This window comes from Achromobacter ruhlandii, from assembly GCF_002082135.1.
Lineage (GTDB): Bacteria > Pseudomonadota > Gammaproteobacteria > Burkholderiales > Burkholderiaceae_B > Achromobacter > Achromobacter ruhlandii.
This window is the reverse complement of sequence record NZ_CP017433.1, coordinates 3,210,945-3,225,909: the sequence shown is the minus strand read 5'-3', so window position 1 is coordinate 3,225,909 and position 14,965 is coordinate 3,210,945. Positions and strand designations below refer to the sequence as shown.

Sequence of the window (14,965 nt, the reverse complement as noted above, 5' to 3'; positions counted from 1 at the left end):
ATGCACTGGTTGCGGCGGATCGGATGCGGTCCGGCGGCCATCCAGCAATCCATGTTCCTGGCATCGAAGCCGGCCGGAACCCGGTGGCGTGGGCGGGTGCCCCAGCGGTCGCGCCGCTGCCGGCCGCGCTGTGCGGATATCAGGCCGGCCCGGCGCCAAGCTGGTGGTACTTTTTACCGATCTCCATCGTGGCCTGGTAAAAGCCCGCCTTGCTGCCGCAGTCGTACCGGATGCCCTCGTATTCGTGGCCGTACACCCGCCGTTCCCGCAGCAGGGCCGCGATACCGTCGGTCAATTGGATCTCGCCACCCACGCCGGCGGCCGTGCGACGCAAGCAGGAAAAAATCTCGGGCTCCAGCACATAGCGCCCGACCACTCCCAGATCGGACGGCGCGTCGGCGGGGTCCGGCTTTTCGACCATTCCGCGCAGGCGCATCACACCGTCCGAGACCGGCTCGCCGGAGACCATGCCATATTGGCGACAGTGCTCGCGCGGAATGCGCTGCAGCGCCAGGGTGCTGCCTTCGAACTCCCGCGCCACCTTGATCATCTCGCCGATGACGGGGAAGGGCGCATCGATCAGGTCGTCGGCCAGCAGCACGGCGAAGGGTTCGTTGCCCACGATCGGCTCCGCGCACAGTACCGCGTGGCCCAGGCCCAGCGGCGCGGACTGACGCGTGTAGACGCAGTTGACGTTGGGGGGCAGCACGTTGCGGATCGTCTCCAGCAACGCGACCTTGTTTTTGGCTTCCAGATCCAGCTCCAATTCCGGCACCCGGTCGAAATGGTCTTCGATGGCGCGCTTGTTGCGGCCGGTGACGAACACCAGCTCGGTGATGCCGGCCGCGATGGCTTCCTCGACCGCATACTGGATCAGGGGCTTGTCCACCACGGGAAGCATTTCCTTGGGCATCGCCTTGGTGGCGGGGAGGAAGCGGGTGCCGAGTCCGGCGACCGGGAAAACCGCGATTCGGATGGGTTGCATGGCAGGTCTCGTTGGGAAGGAGATTGCCATGAAGCAAGGCGCGTGCCCGGCCGCAACCGCAATGAGGCCTGGCAGGCGAGTCACGAGGCTGGCAGCGAGCGGGGCGCGCGCATGCCGGGCGGAATTTTCATTACATGCGGGTCATTACATGCGGGCGCGCGTGCGCTGCTCGTCACGCCAGCCGCTTTCCCAGGCACGCACCTTCTGCAGCCATTGGGTCAGGGGCTCGTGCGTCCTGGAGGGCAATAAATCCAGCCTGAAGTAGGGGCAGTCCAGCAGCCACGCGCCTCCGACCGCGGCCGTCGCCCCTTGCTTTCGGATATCTTCATACATGAGTCTCTCCAAAAGGATGGGTGAACCTCCAGCTTGCGCGCGCGCGACTGCGGCGTCGATGCTTCTTACCTCGCGACACACTGTTGCTGTTGCGTGGGCCCAGCGTTACTTCGTGTTTCCTGGCGCGCCGGTCGGGCGCGCGCGCAGGCCCTGGCGCAATTCCAGCGCGTACGGCAGCAGCGCCAGGCATGCGGACGCGCCCAGCAGCGTCGAGACATACGCAATCGGCACGGTTGGCCAGCGCGGACGCGGGGTCCAGTCGGCCGGGAGATCGCCCAAGCCGAAAAGGGACAGAAAGGCCTGCCAATGGCGCGCAGCCAGCATCAGTCCCGCGGCCAAAGGCAGGATTTCCAGGAAACTGTGCACATGCTGTTCCAGCGGCGAGACGTGCCGCCGCTTCACCGCGTACGACACGTCCCACAACGCGGTGGCTTCATGCAGGAAGAAAAGGCCGATCATCAATGCGAACACCAAGGCATTGATTTCGAGGAACAGGCATGCCAGCAGCGCGATCCCGATTTCGCCGAACATCAGCAGGTGCAACACCGACTCCCTCGGGCCCGCGGTTTCGGCGATATGACTGGCGCGGTGGCACAGCCAATCCGCGAAACCGGCCAGCAGCCACAGGGGCAGAATGAGGTACCAGAGAATGATGGAAAGCGGATCGCTCATGGTTGCCAGCGCCGCAGCGCCCGCGCGATTCGGGCAATGCCGCCGGTGCCGCTGGCGGCGCGCCCGACCAGCGTGGAGCCCGCCAGCGTCAGCAGCACGCGGCCCAGCGGCGTGCGCCCCCGCATGCCGCGCAGCAGAAGCCAGCCGCCCAGTCCCAATGCCAACAGATGCTCGCCGGGCAGGCCGGGCCGGCCGGCGTCGATCTCGCGCAGCCGGCGCCACAGCGGAGCGCGGGTCACGGGTCCGTCGTCTGGCCGTGGGTCGAGCGCGGTGCTGTCCGCGGGTTCGATGTCCTCGTCCGGGACCGCGCCAGCATCGGGCCGGGCGATCGCGGCGGGCGCGTTGGCGGACGAGGAGGGCGCGCGCGGCGGGCGGGGGGACGGGGCAGTGGGGTTATCGGACATGGGGGGCTCCTGGTGACGGGCTGGCGCGGATGGCCAATGTCCGCCCGCAGCAAGTGCCGCGCCTGGAACCCGTCGCGGGCCGCCTTTCAATGCAGGGCGGGCAGGCGGCTGGCTGGGACGCGCCGGCGGCGCGGGTACGGGACTTGCTTGCCGGATCCCACTCAGCGAATCCCGTCGCTGCCGGCCGACTCCGGCCGGCCCGACGCACCAGGAGATATCCATGGCAAGCAAGAAACCCAGCAAGGCCAAGGCCCAGGGCCCTGTCGATACCGCTTTCAACAATACGGACAGCGGCCCCGGCGCGCCGCCCGCCGGCGCCGCCACGCCGGCCATGCGGCGCGCCGCCGCGGTGGCCGAGACCGTGCAGGCCTTGCCGCACCACGCCGACAAGGCCAACGAGTATGGGGAAGAGGGCGCGCGCTGCCCGTACCTGGGCGCCCAGGTCGAGCCGCCCGATGCCGTCGTGGGCGCCAGCACCCTGTCCGAGCGCGAGGGAAACGCCAAGACGGGAGAGGGCGCCGCGCCGGGCGTGAACGCGGTCGATGGCCAGCTCGCGCGGGTGCGCGCCGATGCCCAGGGGCAGGCGTTGACCACGAACCAGGGCGTGCCCGTGAGCGACAACCAGCATTCGCTCAAGGCGGGCCTGCGCGGCCCCGCGCTGCTGAAGGATTTCATCCTGCGCGAAAAAATTACGCACTTCGACCATGAACGCATTCCGGAACGCATCGTGCACGCGCGCGGTTCGGCCGCGCATGGTTATTTCGAATGCTACGAGCCGCTGACGGACCTGACGCGCGCCTCGTTGTTCGCGGAAAAGGGCAAGCGCACGCCGGTCTTCGTGCGGTTTTCGACGGTGGCCGGCGAACGGGGCTCGAAGGACACCGCGCGCGACGTGCGCGGGTTTGCCGTCAAGTTCTATACCGACGAGGGCAATTGGGACCTGGTTGGCAACAATATGCCCGTCTTTTTCATCCAGGACGCCATGAAGTTTCCCGACCTGGTGCATGCCGTCAAGCCCGAGCCGCATCACGGCATGCCGCAGGCGGCCTCGGCGCACGACACCTTCTGGGACTTCGTGTCGCTGATGCCGGAATCGACCCACATGCTGATGTGGCTGATGTCGGACCGCGCCATTCCGCGCAGCTACCGCATGATGCAGGGCTTTGGCGTGCACACCTTCCGTTTCGTCAACGAGCGCGGCGAGTCGCGGTTGGTGAAATTCCACTGGAATCCCGTGGCCGGCACGCACTCGCAGGTCTGGGACGAGGCCGTGAAAGTGTCGGGCGCCGATCCGGACTTTCACCGCCGCGACCTGTGGGAAGCCATCGATTCGGGCCATGGCCCGGAATGGGAGCTGGGCGTGCAGGTCTTCACCGAGGAAGAGGCGGAGCGCTTCAGTTTCGATGTGCTCGACGCCACCAAGATCGTGCCCGAGGAACTGGTGCCGGTGCGGCCCATCGGCCGCATGGTGCTGGACCGCAACCCGGACAATTTCTTCGCTGAAACCGAGCAGGTCGCGTTCTGCGCGGCCCACGTGGTGCCGGGCGTCGATTTCACCAACGATCCGTTGCTGGCGGGGCGCATCCATTCCTACGTGGATACGCAGATTTCGCGGCTCGGGGGACCGAACTTCCACGAAATCCCGATCAACGCGCCGCTGGCGCCGGTGCACAACAATCAACGCGACGGCATGCATCGGCAGGCGGTGCATCGCGGGCGCGTGGCCTACGAGCCCAATTCGCTGGCGGGCGGCTGTCCTTTCCAGGCCGGGATGACCGGCTACGTGTCGTTCCCCGAGCCGGTGGCCGGCGATGAATTGCGCGGCCATCCGGAAAAATTCGCGGAGCACTACAACCAGGCGACCCTGTTCTACAACAGCCAGGCGGATTGGGAACAGCGGCACCTGGCGGATGCCTTCGCGTTCGAGCTGAGCAAGGTCACGGTCGCCGCCATCCGCCAGCGCATGGTGGCGTCACTGCGCAACGTGTCGGATGACCTGGCGCGGACGGTGGCGGACAAGCTGGGCATGACGCTGCCCGAGCCCATGCCACGGGCCTTGCGTCAGCCGCCCAGCCCGGAAGTCGAACAGTCGCCGTCCTTGTCGCTGACGGCGCGGCCGAGCGAACAAGGCGTCGCCACCCGCAAGGTCGCCATCCTGGTGGCCGAAGGCGTGGATGGCGCCGCCGTGACGACGGTGGCCCAAGCCTTGATCAAGGCCGGCGTCGTGGTGCGCCTGGTCGGCCAGCGCATCGGCCCCGTGGACACCGCCGATGGCGGTTCGCTGGATGCCGACGCATCGCTGGACAACCAGCCGTCCGGGCTGTTCGACGGCGCGGTGGTGCCGTCCGGTGGCGCGGCCAGCGAGCGCTGGCTCGGCGACGGCCGGGCATTGGAGTTCGTGCGCGACAGCTACCGCCATGGCAAGACCTTGCTAGCGCTGGGCGAAGGCGCCGACGTGCTGGGAGCGGCCGGCATCGCGCCGGCGGAAGACGACGGCGGGTTGATCATCGGCGAGGCATCGCAGAAGGTCGCGGCGGGATTTCTCGAGGCGTTGGCACGGCATCGCCATCCTGAACGGGAGCGCACCCCGCCGCTCGTTTGAAAATACGCATAATGTATATTATGTAAAGTAAGAAATGGGCCGGTTTCGAGGACCGGCCTGCTTCTTCCCGGATGTTCCGTCGACGCCAGCAACCCTTTCGACGCCTTTATCCCTTAGCCCCCTGGTAATCCTCCCCTCGGACCGCCGCGTTCAGGCCGCACGAACCAGCAACACCGGCACCGAGGCGGCGCGCACCACGCCTTCCGCGCAACTGCCCAGCAAGGCGCGGTCGACACCGCGACGCCCGTGCGTGCCCATCACGATCAGGTCGGCCGGCCAGCTCCGGGCGATTTCCAGGATGCGCTCCCGCACCGGCAGGCCCAGATCGTCGTACAGCGCGGTCTGGACCACGGCGCCCGCGGCGCTGGCGCGCGAGGCTGCCCGCGCCAGCAACTGGGCGCCGTCCTGGCGCAGCTGGCTGATCAGTTCGCCGGTGTAATAGCCCGCATAGGGATTGAACGCCATTGAAATGGACAGATCGTCCAGGACGTGGATGATGCGCAATTCGGCATGTGAAAGCCTGGCGAGGCCGATGGCCTCGTCCAGCGCGCGATCCGACGCGTGGCTGCCGTCGATGGCCACGAGAATGCGCCGATGTTCGGTTGGCATGGCCGTCTCCCGGATCCTGGCGCCCGGCTAGTGCGAAAACAGCACCGGCACGGTCATCGCCGATAGCAACGAACGCGTGGCGCCGCCCAATATCCATTGGCGGGCGCGGCTATGTCCGTACGCGCCCATGACGATGAGATCGGCGCCGAAGTCGGCGGCGGCGTCCAGGATGGCGTCGCCGATGCCCGCTTCGCGCGCGTCGCGCGTCTCGGATTCCAAGGGCGGAAAGCCGTGGCTGGCGCAGTACGCCGCCAGATCCTCGTAAGCGGCCTGCCGCTCGGGATCTTCCTCGGCGCCTTGCAGCGTCAGGACGCGCAGCGCGACGGCGCTGCGCAGCATGGGCGCGGCGTCGGCCAGCGCCCGCGCCGCCTCGCGGCCCCGGTTCCAGCAATACAGCGCCCGAATGCCGATGGTCTCGAACGTGCCCGCCGTCGGCAGGACGATGACGGGACGTCCGGCGGCAAGCAGGGTCTGCGGCACGAAATCGTCACCGGTGGCCGCTTCGATGTCATAGCCGTTTTCCTGGCTGACGATGACGACATCGGAATAGCGCGCATGGCGCGCCAGGCAGTCGGCCGGCGTGTCGTCGCCCTGCCGCCAGGAGATCGCCACGCCGGCCTGCGCGGCGGCCTGACTGAACGCCTGCTGCGTGGCCGCGCGCCCTTTCGTATTGATTTCCTTGATGATTTCCATTGAGCGGGCCCACAGGCCGCCCTCGTCGTAGAAATAGCCAGGCTGCATGTGGCTGGCGAAGATGCCGGTGAGATGGGCGTCATGCGCCTTGGCCATCCGCAAGGCGATATCGATACGGCGTCTGCAATCGACGCCATTGTCCAGGTGCACGGCGATACGGCGGAACATGGCGGAGCCTCCAGGAGGATGCGGCGTTGTCCGGCCGGCGGGCGGCGAGCCCGCGGCGCCGGCCGGGATGTTCCGCCATCTTGCGCCGCCGACGGCGTGGGACGTTGACCTTTGTCAACCCCCGCCAGCCGGCGAACCCGATCGGTTGCCGCCGCCGCAAGACCGGAAAGAATCGTGCCGGCTTGACCCGCGTCAATGGCCGGCGGACGCGCGGCGCGATGATGACAGCTGCCGCTCCCCTTCCCCGCCAGGAGGTTCCATGAAAAACGTGCTTATCCCGGTCGACGGATCCGCCAATTCGCTGCGCGCCGTGCGCTACATGATCGACCATGTCCGCGAACACGGCGCGTGCAACCTGCATCTGCTGAACGTACAGCCGCCTATCGTCTCCGGCGCGGTGCTGGCATTCGTGTCCCATGACATGATCCAGCAATACTACGAGGACGAAGCCAGGACGGCGCTCGCCGATGCCAAGGCGGCGCTGGACAAGGCGGGCATCATGTATCAATCGAACCTGCGCGTGGGCAATGTCGCCGAGTCCATCCAGGCATACGCGGCCGAACACCAGTGCGACCACATCGTGATGGGCTCGCGCGGGCTGGGCGCCGCCGGCAGCCTGATGCTGGGCTCGGTGGCCCTGAAACTGCTGCATGCCGTGCACGTGCCGGTGGTCATGGTGAACTAGCGGCGAGCCCATCATGACAAGCGCGCAGCCCGCACCGCGCCAGGCAGGCGCCTTGCCCGCGCCCGGCCGTCCGGCAAGACGGCGCCCGTCGCCGCGCGCCGTCATGGCCTGGCGCCTCGCGCTGGCCGCCCTGCTGCCGGCGGCCGGCGCGGCGGCGCAGCCTCTCCCGCCGGCCCCCGCCGCGCAAGTGGCCCGCGCCTTCGGCGAGCAGGTCACGCCGACGCTGACGCCGCCCGCCGACGAACAGGCGCGCTACGGAGAATTGGCGGCGCAGGCCCTGCGGGCGGCCGGCATCACGCCGCTCGGTCCGCAGTTCGTCATCGTGGTGGATCGGGATATCCGGGTGCAGGCGGCGTTGCTGTACTGGCTGGCGCAGCCGCCGCTGTTCCTGGGGGCTACGCCTGTGTCCACCGGCCGGGTCGGCCAGTTCGACCATTTCGAGACGCCCACGGGCGTTTTCAGCCACACGCTCGCCAACCCCGATTTCCGCGCCGAAGGCACCCGCAACGCCAACGGCATCCTCGGCTATGGGGCCAAGGGCATGCGGGTCTACGACTTCGGCTGGCAGACCGCCAACAAGGGATGGGGCGACCGCGCGCCCGCGACCATGCGCCTGCAGATGCACGCGACCGACCCGTATGTATTGGAACAGCGCCTGGGCACGGCCCAATCGAAAGGCTGCATCCGCATCCCGGCGACATTCAATCGCCTGATCGACCGTCTCGGGCTGCTGGATGCCGACTACGAGCTGGCCGCCGCGCTGGTGACGCCTCCCTGGGTGCTGCTGCGTGACCGCGCGCCGGTGACCGGCGCCGGCCGCTACCTGATCATCGTCGACAGCGGCCGTTCGACGCGTCCGGCATGGGCGGTACCCGCCGCGCCCGCCAAAGGAAAACCGCCATGACCTCCCTGCCCTCCCATGCCGAGGTGCAGCGCCTGCACGCCTACTGGCAGGCCAGCAATTACCTGTGCGCCGGGATGCTGTACCTGCGCGACAACGCCCTGCTGCGCCAGCCGCTGGCGCCGGCGCACATCAAGCGGCGAATCCTGGGGCACTGGGGCACCTGCCCCGGCCAGACCTTCACACTCACCCACCTGAATCGCCTGATCCGCGAGCACGACCTGGACCTGATGTATGTATGCGGTCCCGGCCACGGCGCCGCCGCGGTGCTGGCGCACGCCTATCTGGACGGCCATTATTCGGAACGCTACCCCGAATGCTCGCGGGACGAAGCCGGCATGACGCGCCTGTTCCAGCGGTTTTCGGCCCCGGGCGGCATCGGGTCGCACTGCTCGCCGCATGTGCCGGGCTCGATCCACGAGGGCGGCGAACTCGGTTACAGCCTCGCGCATGCCTTCGGCGCCGCGTTCGACAATCCCGCGTTGATCGTGGCCGCCATGGTCGGCGACGGCGAGGCCGAAACCGGACCGCTGGCCGCGTCGTGGCAGTCGGCCCGCTTCCTGAACCCGGCGCGCGATGGCGCGGTGCTGCCCATCCTGCACCTGAACGGCTACAAGATCGCCAATCCGTCCCTGCTGGCCCGCATTTCCCACGCCGAACTGCGCGCGCTGTTCGAGGGCCATGGTTATCGCCCTTGTTTCGTCGAAGGCGACGACCCGCCCGCGATGCACCGGAAGATGGCGCGGGCGCTGGAGCAATGCCTGGCCGAGATCCGCGCGATCCAGGCGCGCGCGCGCGGCGGTGAACGGACCCCTATCCGCTGGCCCATGATCGTGCTGCGCACCCCGAAAGGCTGGACCGGGCCGCGCCAGATCGATGGTCACGCGGTGGAGAACTCGTGGCGTTCCCATCAGATCCCGCTGCCCGATCCCGCCGGCCGGCCGCAGGATCTGCGCGCGCTGGAGGCCTGGATGCGAGGCTATCGGCCAGAAGCGTGGTTCGATGCGGATGGCGCGCTGGCGGCCGAACTGCGCGCGCTCGCCCCGGTCGGGGACCGGCGCATCAGCGCCAACCCCCACGCCAATGGCGGCTTGCTGCGGCGCGCGCTGGACCTGCCAAGCCCCGAGGCCTATAGCCAGCCGGTGCGCGCGCCCGCCGCCGCCGATGCCTCGCCCACCCAACTGCTGGGCAATTACCTGCGCGACGTCATGCGGGCCAATGCCGACCGGTTCCGCCTGTTCGGGCCGGACGAGACCGCCAGCAACCGCCTGGCGGCGGTTTTCGAAGCCAGCGGCAAGACCTGGATGGCCCGTCTGCTCGATAGCGATGCCGATGGCGGGCACCTGGCGGCCGACGGACGGGTCATGGAGGTCCTGAGCGAACACCTGCTGCAGGGATGGCTTGAGGGATATACGCTGACCGGCAGGCACGGCCTGTTGGCCACCTACGAGGCGTTCGCCCATGTGATCGATTCAATGTTCAACCAGCACGCCAAATGGCTGGACAAGGCGCGCCGGCAAGGCGCCTGGCGCGCGCCGGTGCCGTCGCTGAACCTGCTGCTGACCTCCGTGGTCTGGCGCCAGGACCACAACGGCTTCAGCCACCAGGACCCGGGATTCGTGGATGTCGCGGCCAACAAGCGTCCCGAGGTGGTTCGCATCTACCTGCCGCCGGATGCCAATTGTCTGTTGAGCGTGGCCGCGCACTGCCTGCGCTCGGTCGGCTACGCCAACGTGATCGTGGCGGACAAGCAGCGCCACCCCGTCTACCTGGATGCCAGCGAGGCCGCGCGGCATTGCCAGGCCGGCGCCAGCGCCTGGGACTGGGCCGGCACCCATGTGTCGCACGAGCCGGACGTGGTGCTCGCCTGCGCCGGCGATGTTCCCACGGGGGAAGCGCTGGCGGCGGTGGCGCTGTTGTCGTCGCGGTTCGGCGGCCTGAAGATCCGCTTTGTCAACGTGGTCGACCTGTTCGCCCTGGCGCCGCCGACGGTTCATGCGCACGGCCTGACCGACGAGGCGTTCGACGCCCTCTTCACGCGCGACAAGCCGGTGATCTTCAATTTCCATGGCTATCCGGCCCTGATCCACCGGCTGTGTTACCAGCGCCGCAACCATGTCAATTTCCATGTGCATGGCTACCGCGAACAGGGCGATGTCAATACACCCTTCGAACTGGCCGTGCTCAATGGCATCGATCGCTACAGCCTGGCGATCGACGTGCTGGCACGCGTGCCGCGCCTGCGCCACTGCGGCGCCGCCGTCCGCGAGCAGTGGCTGGCAAGGCGCGAGCAGCAGGTGGCGCAGGCACGCGCCGAAGGCATCGACAGCGACGACATCCGCGACGGCAGATGGCCGACTTACGAGGCGCGGCGCGATTGATGCCGGTCAGGCCAGTTCAACCCTGTCGTTCTGTTCCATGACCCGGCAGCGCCAGCCCAGTTCGTCCTTGATCCGCAGACGCAGCGCATCGGCGGCGTCGGGTTCGCCGTGCACGATGAAGGTCTCGCGGGGCGGCTGCGTAAAGCCGCCCAGCCAGCGCAGGATCTCGTCGGCGTCGGCGTGCGCCGACAGCATCGACAGGTTGTCGATTTCCGCGCGCACGGGAATGTAGCTGCCGTGGATCTTGACTGTCGCCGCGCCATCCAGCATGGCGGCGCCCCGGGTGCCCATGGCCTGGAAACCGGCGAACAGGACCGTGTTGCGCGGATCGGGCAGATAGTGCTTGAGATGGTGGATCACGCGGCCGCCGGTGGCCATGCCGCTTGCCGACACGATGATCTTCGGCATGGGCGAGGCGTCGAGCGCCTTGGACTGCTCCACGTCGGTGACGCAGGTGGCCATGCCGAAGGCCGCGCGCGCGTCGGCCAGCGTCAGCCGCTGGTCGGCCAGGTGCCGCAGGTACACGTCCACCGCGCCGCTGGCCATCGGGCTGTCCAGGAATACCGGCAGGTCGCGCGGCAGGCGCCCCGCCTGCCTGAGCTGCCACAGGTAATACAGCAACGCTTGCGCCCGGCCCACGGCGAACGACGGAATCACCACCGTGCCACCGCGCCTGACCGTGCGCAGGATGATGGCCTCCAGGGCGACCAGCACGCTTTCCTTGCTGTGGGCGCGGTTGCCGTAGGTGGATTCGAGCACCAGATAGTCGGCCTGCGGGATCGGCAGCGGCGCCGGCATGAGCGGATCGCCATGGCGTCCGAGGTCGCCGCTGAAGACCAGGCGGCCGCCCGGGTACTCGAGTTCGACAATGGAGGCCCCCAGGATATGGCCGGCCCGGTGCAGCCGGGCCCGACAGCCGCCGGGCAGTTCGACCGAGGTTTCGAAATCCTGGGGCCGCAACGCCGCGATCGCGCGTTGCGCGTCCGCCACCGTATAGAGTGGCAGCGCGGGCTTGTGGCTGGATAGATTGTGCCGGTTCAGGTAATCGGCATCGGCTTCCTGAAGGTGGGCGCTGTCGAGCAGCAGCAGGCGGCACAGGTCGAGCGTGGCGTGGGAACAGTGGACCGGCCCCTGAAAACCGTCTCGCACCAGGCGCGGCAGGTAGCCCGAATGGTCCAGGTGCGCATGCGACAGGACCACGGCGTCGATGTCGGCGGGCGGCACCTGGAACGGCGCCCAATTGCGCAGCCGCAAGGTCTTCACGCCCTGGAACAGGCCGCAATCGAGCAGGATCCGCCGGCCGTCGATCTCCAGCAGGTGGCGCGAGCCGGTGACGGTGCCGGCGGCGCCCAGGAAACACAGCATCGGATGGTTCGACATGGTTCCTCCTTGCGGATGCGCTGCCAGCATCGCACGGCGCGCGCCCATGGGAAATGGCGCGCGGCGCGCGGCTTGACCTAGATCAAGACCGCGCCCGGCGGGCGGATCAAGATGAAGACAAGGCGCCCCGCCAGCCAGGGTACGCCCCTTTTCCCCTGGAGAACAGCATGCTCGCGAGCGAACTCATGACCCCGAATCCCTATTGCGTCAATGCCAGAACGCCCGTCTCCCAGATCATGCGCGCGATGGTCGAGCGGGAAATCAGCGCCGTCATGGTCGTCGGCGACGACGGCACCTTGATCGGCCTGATCAGCGAAGGCGACCTGGTGCGCCGGCAGGACAGCGCCCACCAGAAAAAACTCGACCACTGGCTGGCGCAACTGGCCGAAGGCGAACCCTTGAACCTGGAATTCCTGCACAGCCTGCAACTGGGCGAGCGCGCCGCCGCCAGCGTCATGAGCAGCCCGGTGATCACCGTCGATGAATCGGCGCCCCTGTCGCGGATCGCCGACCTGTTGCTCAAGCACGCCATCAAGCGCGTGCCGGTCACGCGCGACGGCAAGCTGGTGGGCGTGGTCAGCCGCCGCGATATCCTGCGCGCCCTGCTGGCCCAGGATGAGCGCGATTCTCCCGCCCGCAAGGAGGCATCATGACCCGCATCGGCATCGTGTTCTATTCGCGCAGCGGCACCGCGCGCTCGGTGGCCGAACGCCTGGCCGCCATGACCCACTGGCCGGTCCATGAGATCCGCGACCCACAGCCCCGGCTCGGCTTGCGCGGGGACCTGCGCTGCATCGTCGACGTGCTCTTCAAGCGCAGCCCGGCGTACCGCTACGATGGGCCGGCGCTCGACGCCTATGACCACGTGGTGCTGATCGCGCCGGTGTGGCTGCGATCGCTGGCCGCGCCCATGCGCGCATTCCTGCGCAGTGCGCGCCAGGGAATCCGGGCCTATTCGGTGATCTGCGTGATGTCCGGATATGGCGGCTTTCGCGCGGTCGACGACATGGCCAGCGCGATCGGCGCCAAGCCGCGCTCGATCCTGCTGCTCAAGCAGTTCGACGTGCTGGCCGGCGAGAGCGACGCGGCGCTGTGCCGTTTCAAGGCGCAGTTGCAGGCCTTCGGCGGCGCGGGTGATTGGGACGACCCGGTGCTGCCCGCCGTCGACTGACCGTCGGGGGGAACAAAAAGGGGACGGCTCGTGCCCGGCCCTTCAGGCCCCGTGCATCGCGACTATGGCGCACGGCGGGGAACTGTGCTGCAATCAATCCAGACCCCCGTTCGGTCCTGGAACGCGCACATCCCACCCGCCCATGGAGCCCTCGGCCAACGCGCCACCGCTTCTCGATATCATCCAGTCCGCCACGGAACCCATCATCACGGTCGACGCGCAACAGCGCATCGTGATGTTCAACCCGGCGGCGGAGCGCGTTTTCCTGCGCCAGGCCGACCAGGCCATCGGCGCCAGTCTCGACATCCTGATACCCGTCCGTTTTCGCGCCGTGCATGCCCGGCATGTCGAGCGCTTTCGCCATACCGGCATTTCCGAACGCAAGATGGGGCTGGGCGCGCCGCTGTGGGGCCTGCGCGCCAATGGCGAGGAATTTCCCATGGAAGCCTCGATTTCGCAGACACAGGGCGAAGCCGGCGTGTTCCTGTCGATTTTCCTGCGCGACATCACCGAGCGGCAGCGGGTCGACCAGGCCCTGCTGGCCTCGCGCGACGAACTGACGCGGCTGTCCAATGCCCTGTTGCACGTACGCGAGCAGGAAAAAAAGCACATTGCGCGGGAATTGCACGATGACCTCGGCCAGAGCCTGACAGCGCTGACCATGGAACTGTCGCAGCTGGCCGCGCGCCTGTCGCCGCACGACCAGGACCTGCATGATCGGGTCGAGGCCATGCGCCGCCTCATCAAACTGACTTTCACCTCGTTGCGGCGCATCGCCGCCGACCTGCGGCCGGTCATGCTCGATGACCTCGGGCTGGCCGCGGCGATCGAATGGCTGGTGTCGAATTTCGTGTCGCGCTATGGCATCGCCACCGACGCGCATATCGACATCGGCGCCGGCGAACCCGCCAAGCAGGTGGCGACGACACTGTATCGCGTGGTCCAGGAGGCCCTGACCAATATCGCCCGGCACGCGCAGGCCAGCCAGGTGCAGGTGCGGTTGTCCTGCAGCGCCACCGAGTGCTGCCTGGTGGTGCAGGACAACGGCGTGGGCGCGACACCGGAAAGCCTGACGCGCAAGCTGTCCTTTTCGCTGGGCCTGCAGGGCATTCGCGAGCGGGTGCGCCTGCTCAATGGCGACGTCAGCATCACGACGCGCCGGCAAGGCGGTTTCCGCCTGAAAGCCACCCTGCCGGCCCAGCCGCCGCAGCCGCCATGGGAGACGCCATGATCGCCGTCATGCTTGCGGATGACCATACCCTGGTGCGCGAGGGCCTGCGCCGCCTGCTGGAACCGACAGGCGACATCTCGGTGCAGGGCGAGGCCGGCAACGGCGCCGAAGCGCTGCGCTTGCTGGCCGAGCGGCCATGGGACCTGCTGGTGCTGGACCTGTCCATGCCGGGCCACGACGGCGTCGACCTGATCCGCCTGATCCGCCGCGACTACCCCGCCGTGCCGATCCTGGTATTGACGATGCATGGCGAGCCGCAATACGCGGTCCAGGCCATCAAGGCCGGCGCGGCGGGTTATCTCACCAAGGACAGCGCCGCCACGGAGTTGGTGCAGGCCGTGCGCCGGGTTGCCGCCGGCGGCCGCTACCTGAGTCCGTCGGTGGCCGAGAGCGTTGCCTTCGAGCGCCATGCCGACGGCGCCCTGCAACCGCATCTGTCGCTGTCCGATCGGGAGTCGGCGGTGTTCCACCACCTCGCCCGGGGCCTGAACAACGCCGACATCGGGCGGCTGCTTTTCCTGAGCGTCAAGACGGTCAGTACCTATAAGAGCCGGATCCTGGTGAAGATGCGCCTGCGCAACCAGGCCGACCTGGTCCGCTACGCGCTCAAGCACCGGTTGATCGATGACCAGGAAGGCCCCGCCGGCTGACCAGGTCGCGCGGCGGTGTAGGAATATTCCTACACCCGATCGGGGGCGATTCGTATGGGAACTGGCGGGTTGCGCCGATAGCGCCGTCGCCGGCCGCCGC

Annotated in this window: 15 protein-coding genes; 8 read left to right on the top strand and 7 right to left on the bottom strand. The window is 68.1% G+C overall.

Features of this window, described 5'->3' with window-relative positions:
• Positions 1–139: 139 nt before the first annotated feature.
• From galU to AruCF_RS29925, 4 genes are all read right to left on the bottom strand, one after another.
• Entirely contained in the window at positions 140–985 is an 846-nt protein-coding gene (galU, locus tag AruCF_RS14535; protein WP_049073762.1) for a UTP--glucose-1-phosphate uridylyltransferase GalU, read from the bottom strand.
• Positions 986–1,129: 144 nt separating this feature from the next.
• Complete coding sequence (locus AruCF_RS14530) at positions 1,130–1,318, bottom strand: CrpP-related protein (protein WP_049073760.1); 189 nt, start codon at positions 1,316–1,318, stop codon at positions 1,130–1,132.
• 105 nt (positions 1,319–1,423) lie between these two features.
• Positions 1,424–1,990, bottom strand: coding sequence for a hypothetical protein (locus tag AruCF_RS14525; protein ID WP_049073759.1), 567 nt, complete (start codon positions 1,988–1,990; stop codon positions 1,424–1,426).
• Positions 1,987–2,394: a hypothetical protein gene (locus tag AruCF_RS29925; protein WP_235432656.1), complete on the bottom strand. Its 408-nt coding sequence runs from the start codon at positions 2,392–2,394 to the stop codon at positions 1,987–1,989. Before AruCF_RS29925 ends, AruCF_RS14525 begins: the two co-directional genes overlap by 4 nt.
• Positions 2,395–2,614: 220 nt before the next feature.
• Here AruCF_RS29925 and AruCF_RS14515 point away from each other — a divergent pair, with 220 nt between their 5' ends.
• Positions 2,615–4,996 (top strand): catalase, encoded by a 2,382-nt coding sequence (locus AruCF_RS14515; protein ID WP_049073758.1) that lies wholly within the window; start codon positions 2,615–2,617, stop codon positions 4,994–4,996.
• A 150-nt stretch (positions 4,997–5,146) separates the two neighbouring features.
• Here the strand turns inward: AruCF_RS14515 and AruCF_RS14510 are convergent, their stop codons facing one another.
• Together AruCF_RS14510 and AruCF_RS14505 are read right to left on the bottom strand one after the other, a co-directional pair.
• On the bottom strand, positions 5,147–5,605 hold the full coding sequence (locus AruCF_RS14510) for a universal stress protein (protein WP_049073756.1): 459 nt from the start codon (positions 5,603–5,605) through the stop codon (positions 5,147–5,149).
• A 27-nt stretch (positions 5,606–5,632) separates the two neighbouring features.
• On the bottom strand, positions 5,633–6,466 hold the full coding sequence (locus tag AruCF_RS14505) for a universal stress protein (protein ID WP_049073755.1): 834 nt from the start codon (positions 6,464–6,466) through the stop codon (positions 5,633–5,635).
• Positions 6,467–6,725: 259 nt separating this feature from the next.
• Between AruCF_RS14505 and AruCF_RS29515 the strand changes: the two genes are divergently transcribed.
• From AruCF_RS29515 to AruCF_RS14490, 3 genes are all read left to right on the top strand, one after another.
• Complete coding sequence (locus tag AruCF_RS29515) at positions 6,726–7,151, top strand: universal stress protein (protein ID WP_049073753.1); 426 nt, start codon at positions 6,726–6,728, stop codon at positions 7,149–7,151.
• Positions 7,152–7,254: 103 nt separating this feature from the next.
• Positions 7,255–8,055 carry a L,D-transpeptidase gene (locus AruCF_RS14495; protein WP_049073751.1) on the top strand — a complete coding sequence of 267 codons (801 nt, stop codon included), beginning with the start codon at positions 7,255–7,257 and terminating at the stop codon, positions 8,053–8,055.
• A complete protein-coding gene (locus AruCF_RS14490) occupies positions 8,052–10,433 on the top strand; it encodes a phosphoketolase family protein (RefSeq protein WP_049073749.1) in 2,382 nt (793 codons plus the stop codon). Before AruCF_RS14495 ends, AruCF_RS14490 begins: the two co-directional genes overlap by 4 nt.
• A gap of 6 nt (positions 10,434–10,439) precedes the next feature.
• Here the strand turns inward: AruCF_RS14490 and AruCF_RS14485 are convergent, their stop codons facing one another.
• A complete protein-coding gene (locus AruCF_RS14485; protein ID WP_049073746.1) occupies positions 10,440–11,813 on the bottom strand; it encodes an MBL fold metallo-hydrolase RNA specificity domain-containing protein in 1,374 nt (457 codons plus the stop codon).
• A 167-nt stretch (positions 11,814–11,980) separates the two neighbouring features.
• On the opposite strand from AruCF_RS14485, the gene AruCF_RS14480 reads away from it, so the two are divergent.
• The 4 genes from AruCF_RS14480 to AruCF_RS14465 all read left to right on the top strand — a co-directional run bounded on the left by AruCF_RS14480 (position 11,981) and on the right by AruCF_RS14465 (position 14,865).
• Positions 11,981–12,466, top strand: coding sequence for a CBS domain-containing protein (locus tag AruCF_RS14480; protein ID WP_049073744.1), 486 nt, complete (start codon positions 11,981–11,983; stop codon positions 12,464–12,466).
• Positions 12,463–12,984: a flavodoxin family protein gene (locus AruCF_RS14475; RefSeq protein ID WP_049073743.1), complete on the top strand. Its 522-nt coding sequence runs from the start codon at positions 12,463–12,465 to the stop codon at positions 12,982–12,984. The genes AruCF_RS14480 and AruCF_RS14475 overlap by 4 nt, the downstream gene beginning before the upstream one ends.
• A 142-nt stretch (positions 12,985–13,126) precedes the next feature.
• Positions 13,127–14,215 (top strand): PAS domain-containing sensor histidine kinase, encoded by a 1,089-nt coding sequence (locus AruCF_RS14470; RefSeq protein WP_049073741.1) that lies wholly within the window; start codon positions 13,127–13,129, stop codon positions 14,213–14,215.
• Positions 14,212–14,865: a response regulator gene (locus AruCF_RS14465; RefSeq protein ID WP_049073740.1), complete on the top strand. Its 654-nt coding sequence runs from the start codon at positions 14,212–14,214 to the stop codon at positions 14,863–14,865. The genes AruCF_RS14470 and AruCF_RS14465 overlap by 4 nt, the downstream gene beginning before the upstream one ends.
• The last annotated feature ends 100 nt before the right edge of the window (positions 14,866–14,965 follow it).

Bases quoted from the DNA above. Each gene is read 5' to 3' on its own strand.
- AruCF_RS14505 (WP_049073755.1), bottom strand. From the start codon at position 6,466: ATGTTCCGCCGTATCGCCGTGCACCTGGACAATGGCGTCGATTGCAGA.
- AruCF_RS14465 (WP_049073740.1), top strand. From the start codon at position 14,212: ATGATCGCCGTCATGCTTGCGGATGACCATACCCTGGTGCGCGAGGGC.
- AruCF_RS29925 (WP_235432656.1), bottom strand. From the start codon at position 2,394: ATGTCCGATAACCCCACTGCCCCGTCCCCCCGCCCGCCGCGCGCGCCC.
- AruCF_RS14510 (WP_049073756.1), bottom strand. From the start codon at position 5,605: ATGCCAACCGAACATCGGCGCATTCTCGTGGCCATCGACGGCAGCCAC.
- AruCF_RS29515 (WP_049073753.1), top strand. From the start codon at position 6,726: ATGAAAAACGTGCTTATCCCGGTCGACGGATCCGCCAATTCGCTGCGC.
- AruCF_RS14470 (WP_049073741.1), top strand. From the start codon at position 13,127: ATGGAGCCCTCGGCCAACGCGCCACCGCTTCTCGATATCATCCAGTCC.
- AruCF_RS14485 (WP_049073746.1), bottom strand. From the start codon at position 11,813: ATGTCGAACCATCCGATGCTGTGTTTCCTGGGCGCCGCCGGCACCGTC.
- AruCF_RS14525 (WP_049073759.1), bottom strand. From the start codon at position 1,990: ATGAGCGATCCGCTTTCCATCATTCTCTGGTACCTCATTCTGCCCCTG.
- AruCF_RS14515 (WP_049073758.1), top strand. From the start codon at position 2,615: ATGGCAAGCAAGAAACCCAGCAAGGCCAAGGCCCAGGGCCCTGTCGAT.
- AruCF_RS14530 (WP_049073760.1), bottom strand. From the start codon at position 1,318: ATGTATGAAGATATCCGAAAGCAAGGGGCGACGGCCGCGGTCGGAGGC.
- galU (WP_049073762.1), bottom strand. From the start codon at position 985: ATGCAACCCATCCGAATCGCGGTTTTCCCGGTCGCCGGACTCGGCACC.
- AruCF_RS14490 (WP_049073749.1), top strand. From the start codon at position 8,052: ATGACCTCCCTGCCCTCCCATGCCGAGGTGCAGCGCCTGCACGCCTAC.
- AruCF_RS14495 (WP_049073751.1), top strand. From the start codon at position 7,255: ATGGCCTGGCGCCTCGCGCTGGCCGCCCTGCTGCCGGCGGCCGGCGCG.
- AruCF_RS14480 (WP_049073744.1), top strand. From the start codon at position 11,981: ATGCTCGCGAGCGAACTCATGACCCCGAATCCCTATTGCGTCAATGCC.
- AruCF_RS14475 (WP_049073743.1), top strand. From the start codon at position 12,463: ATGACCCGCATCGGCATCGTGTTCTATTCGCGCAGCGGCACCGCGCGC.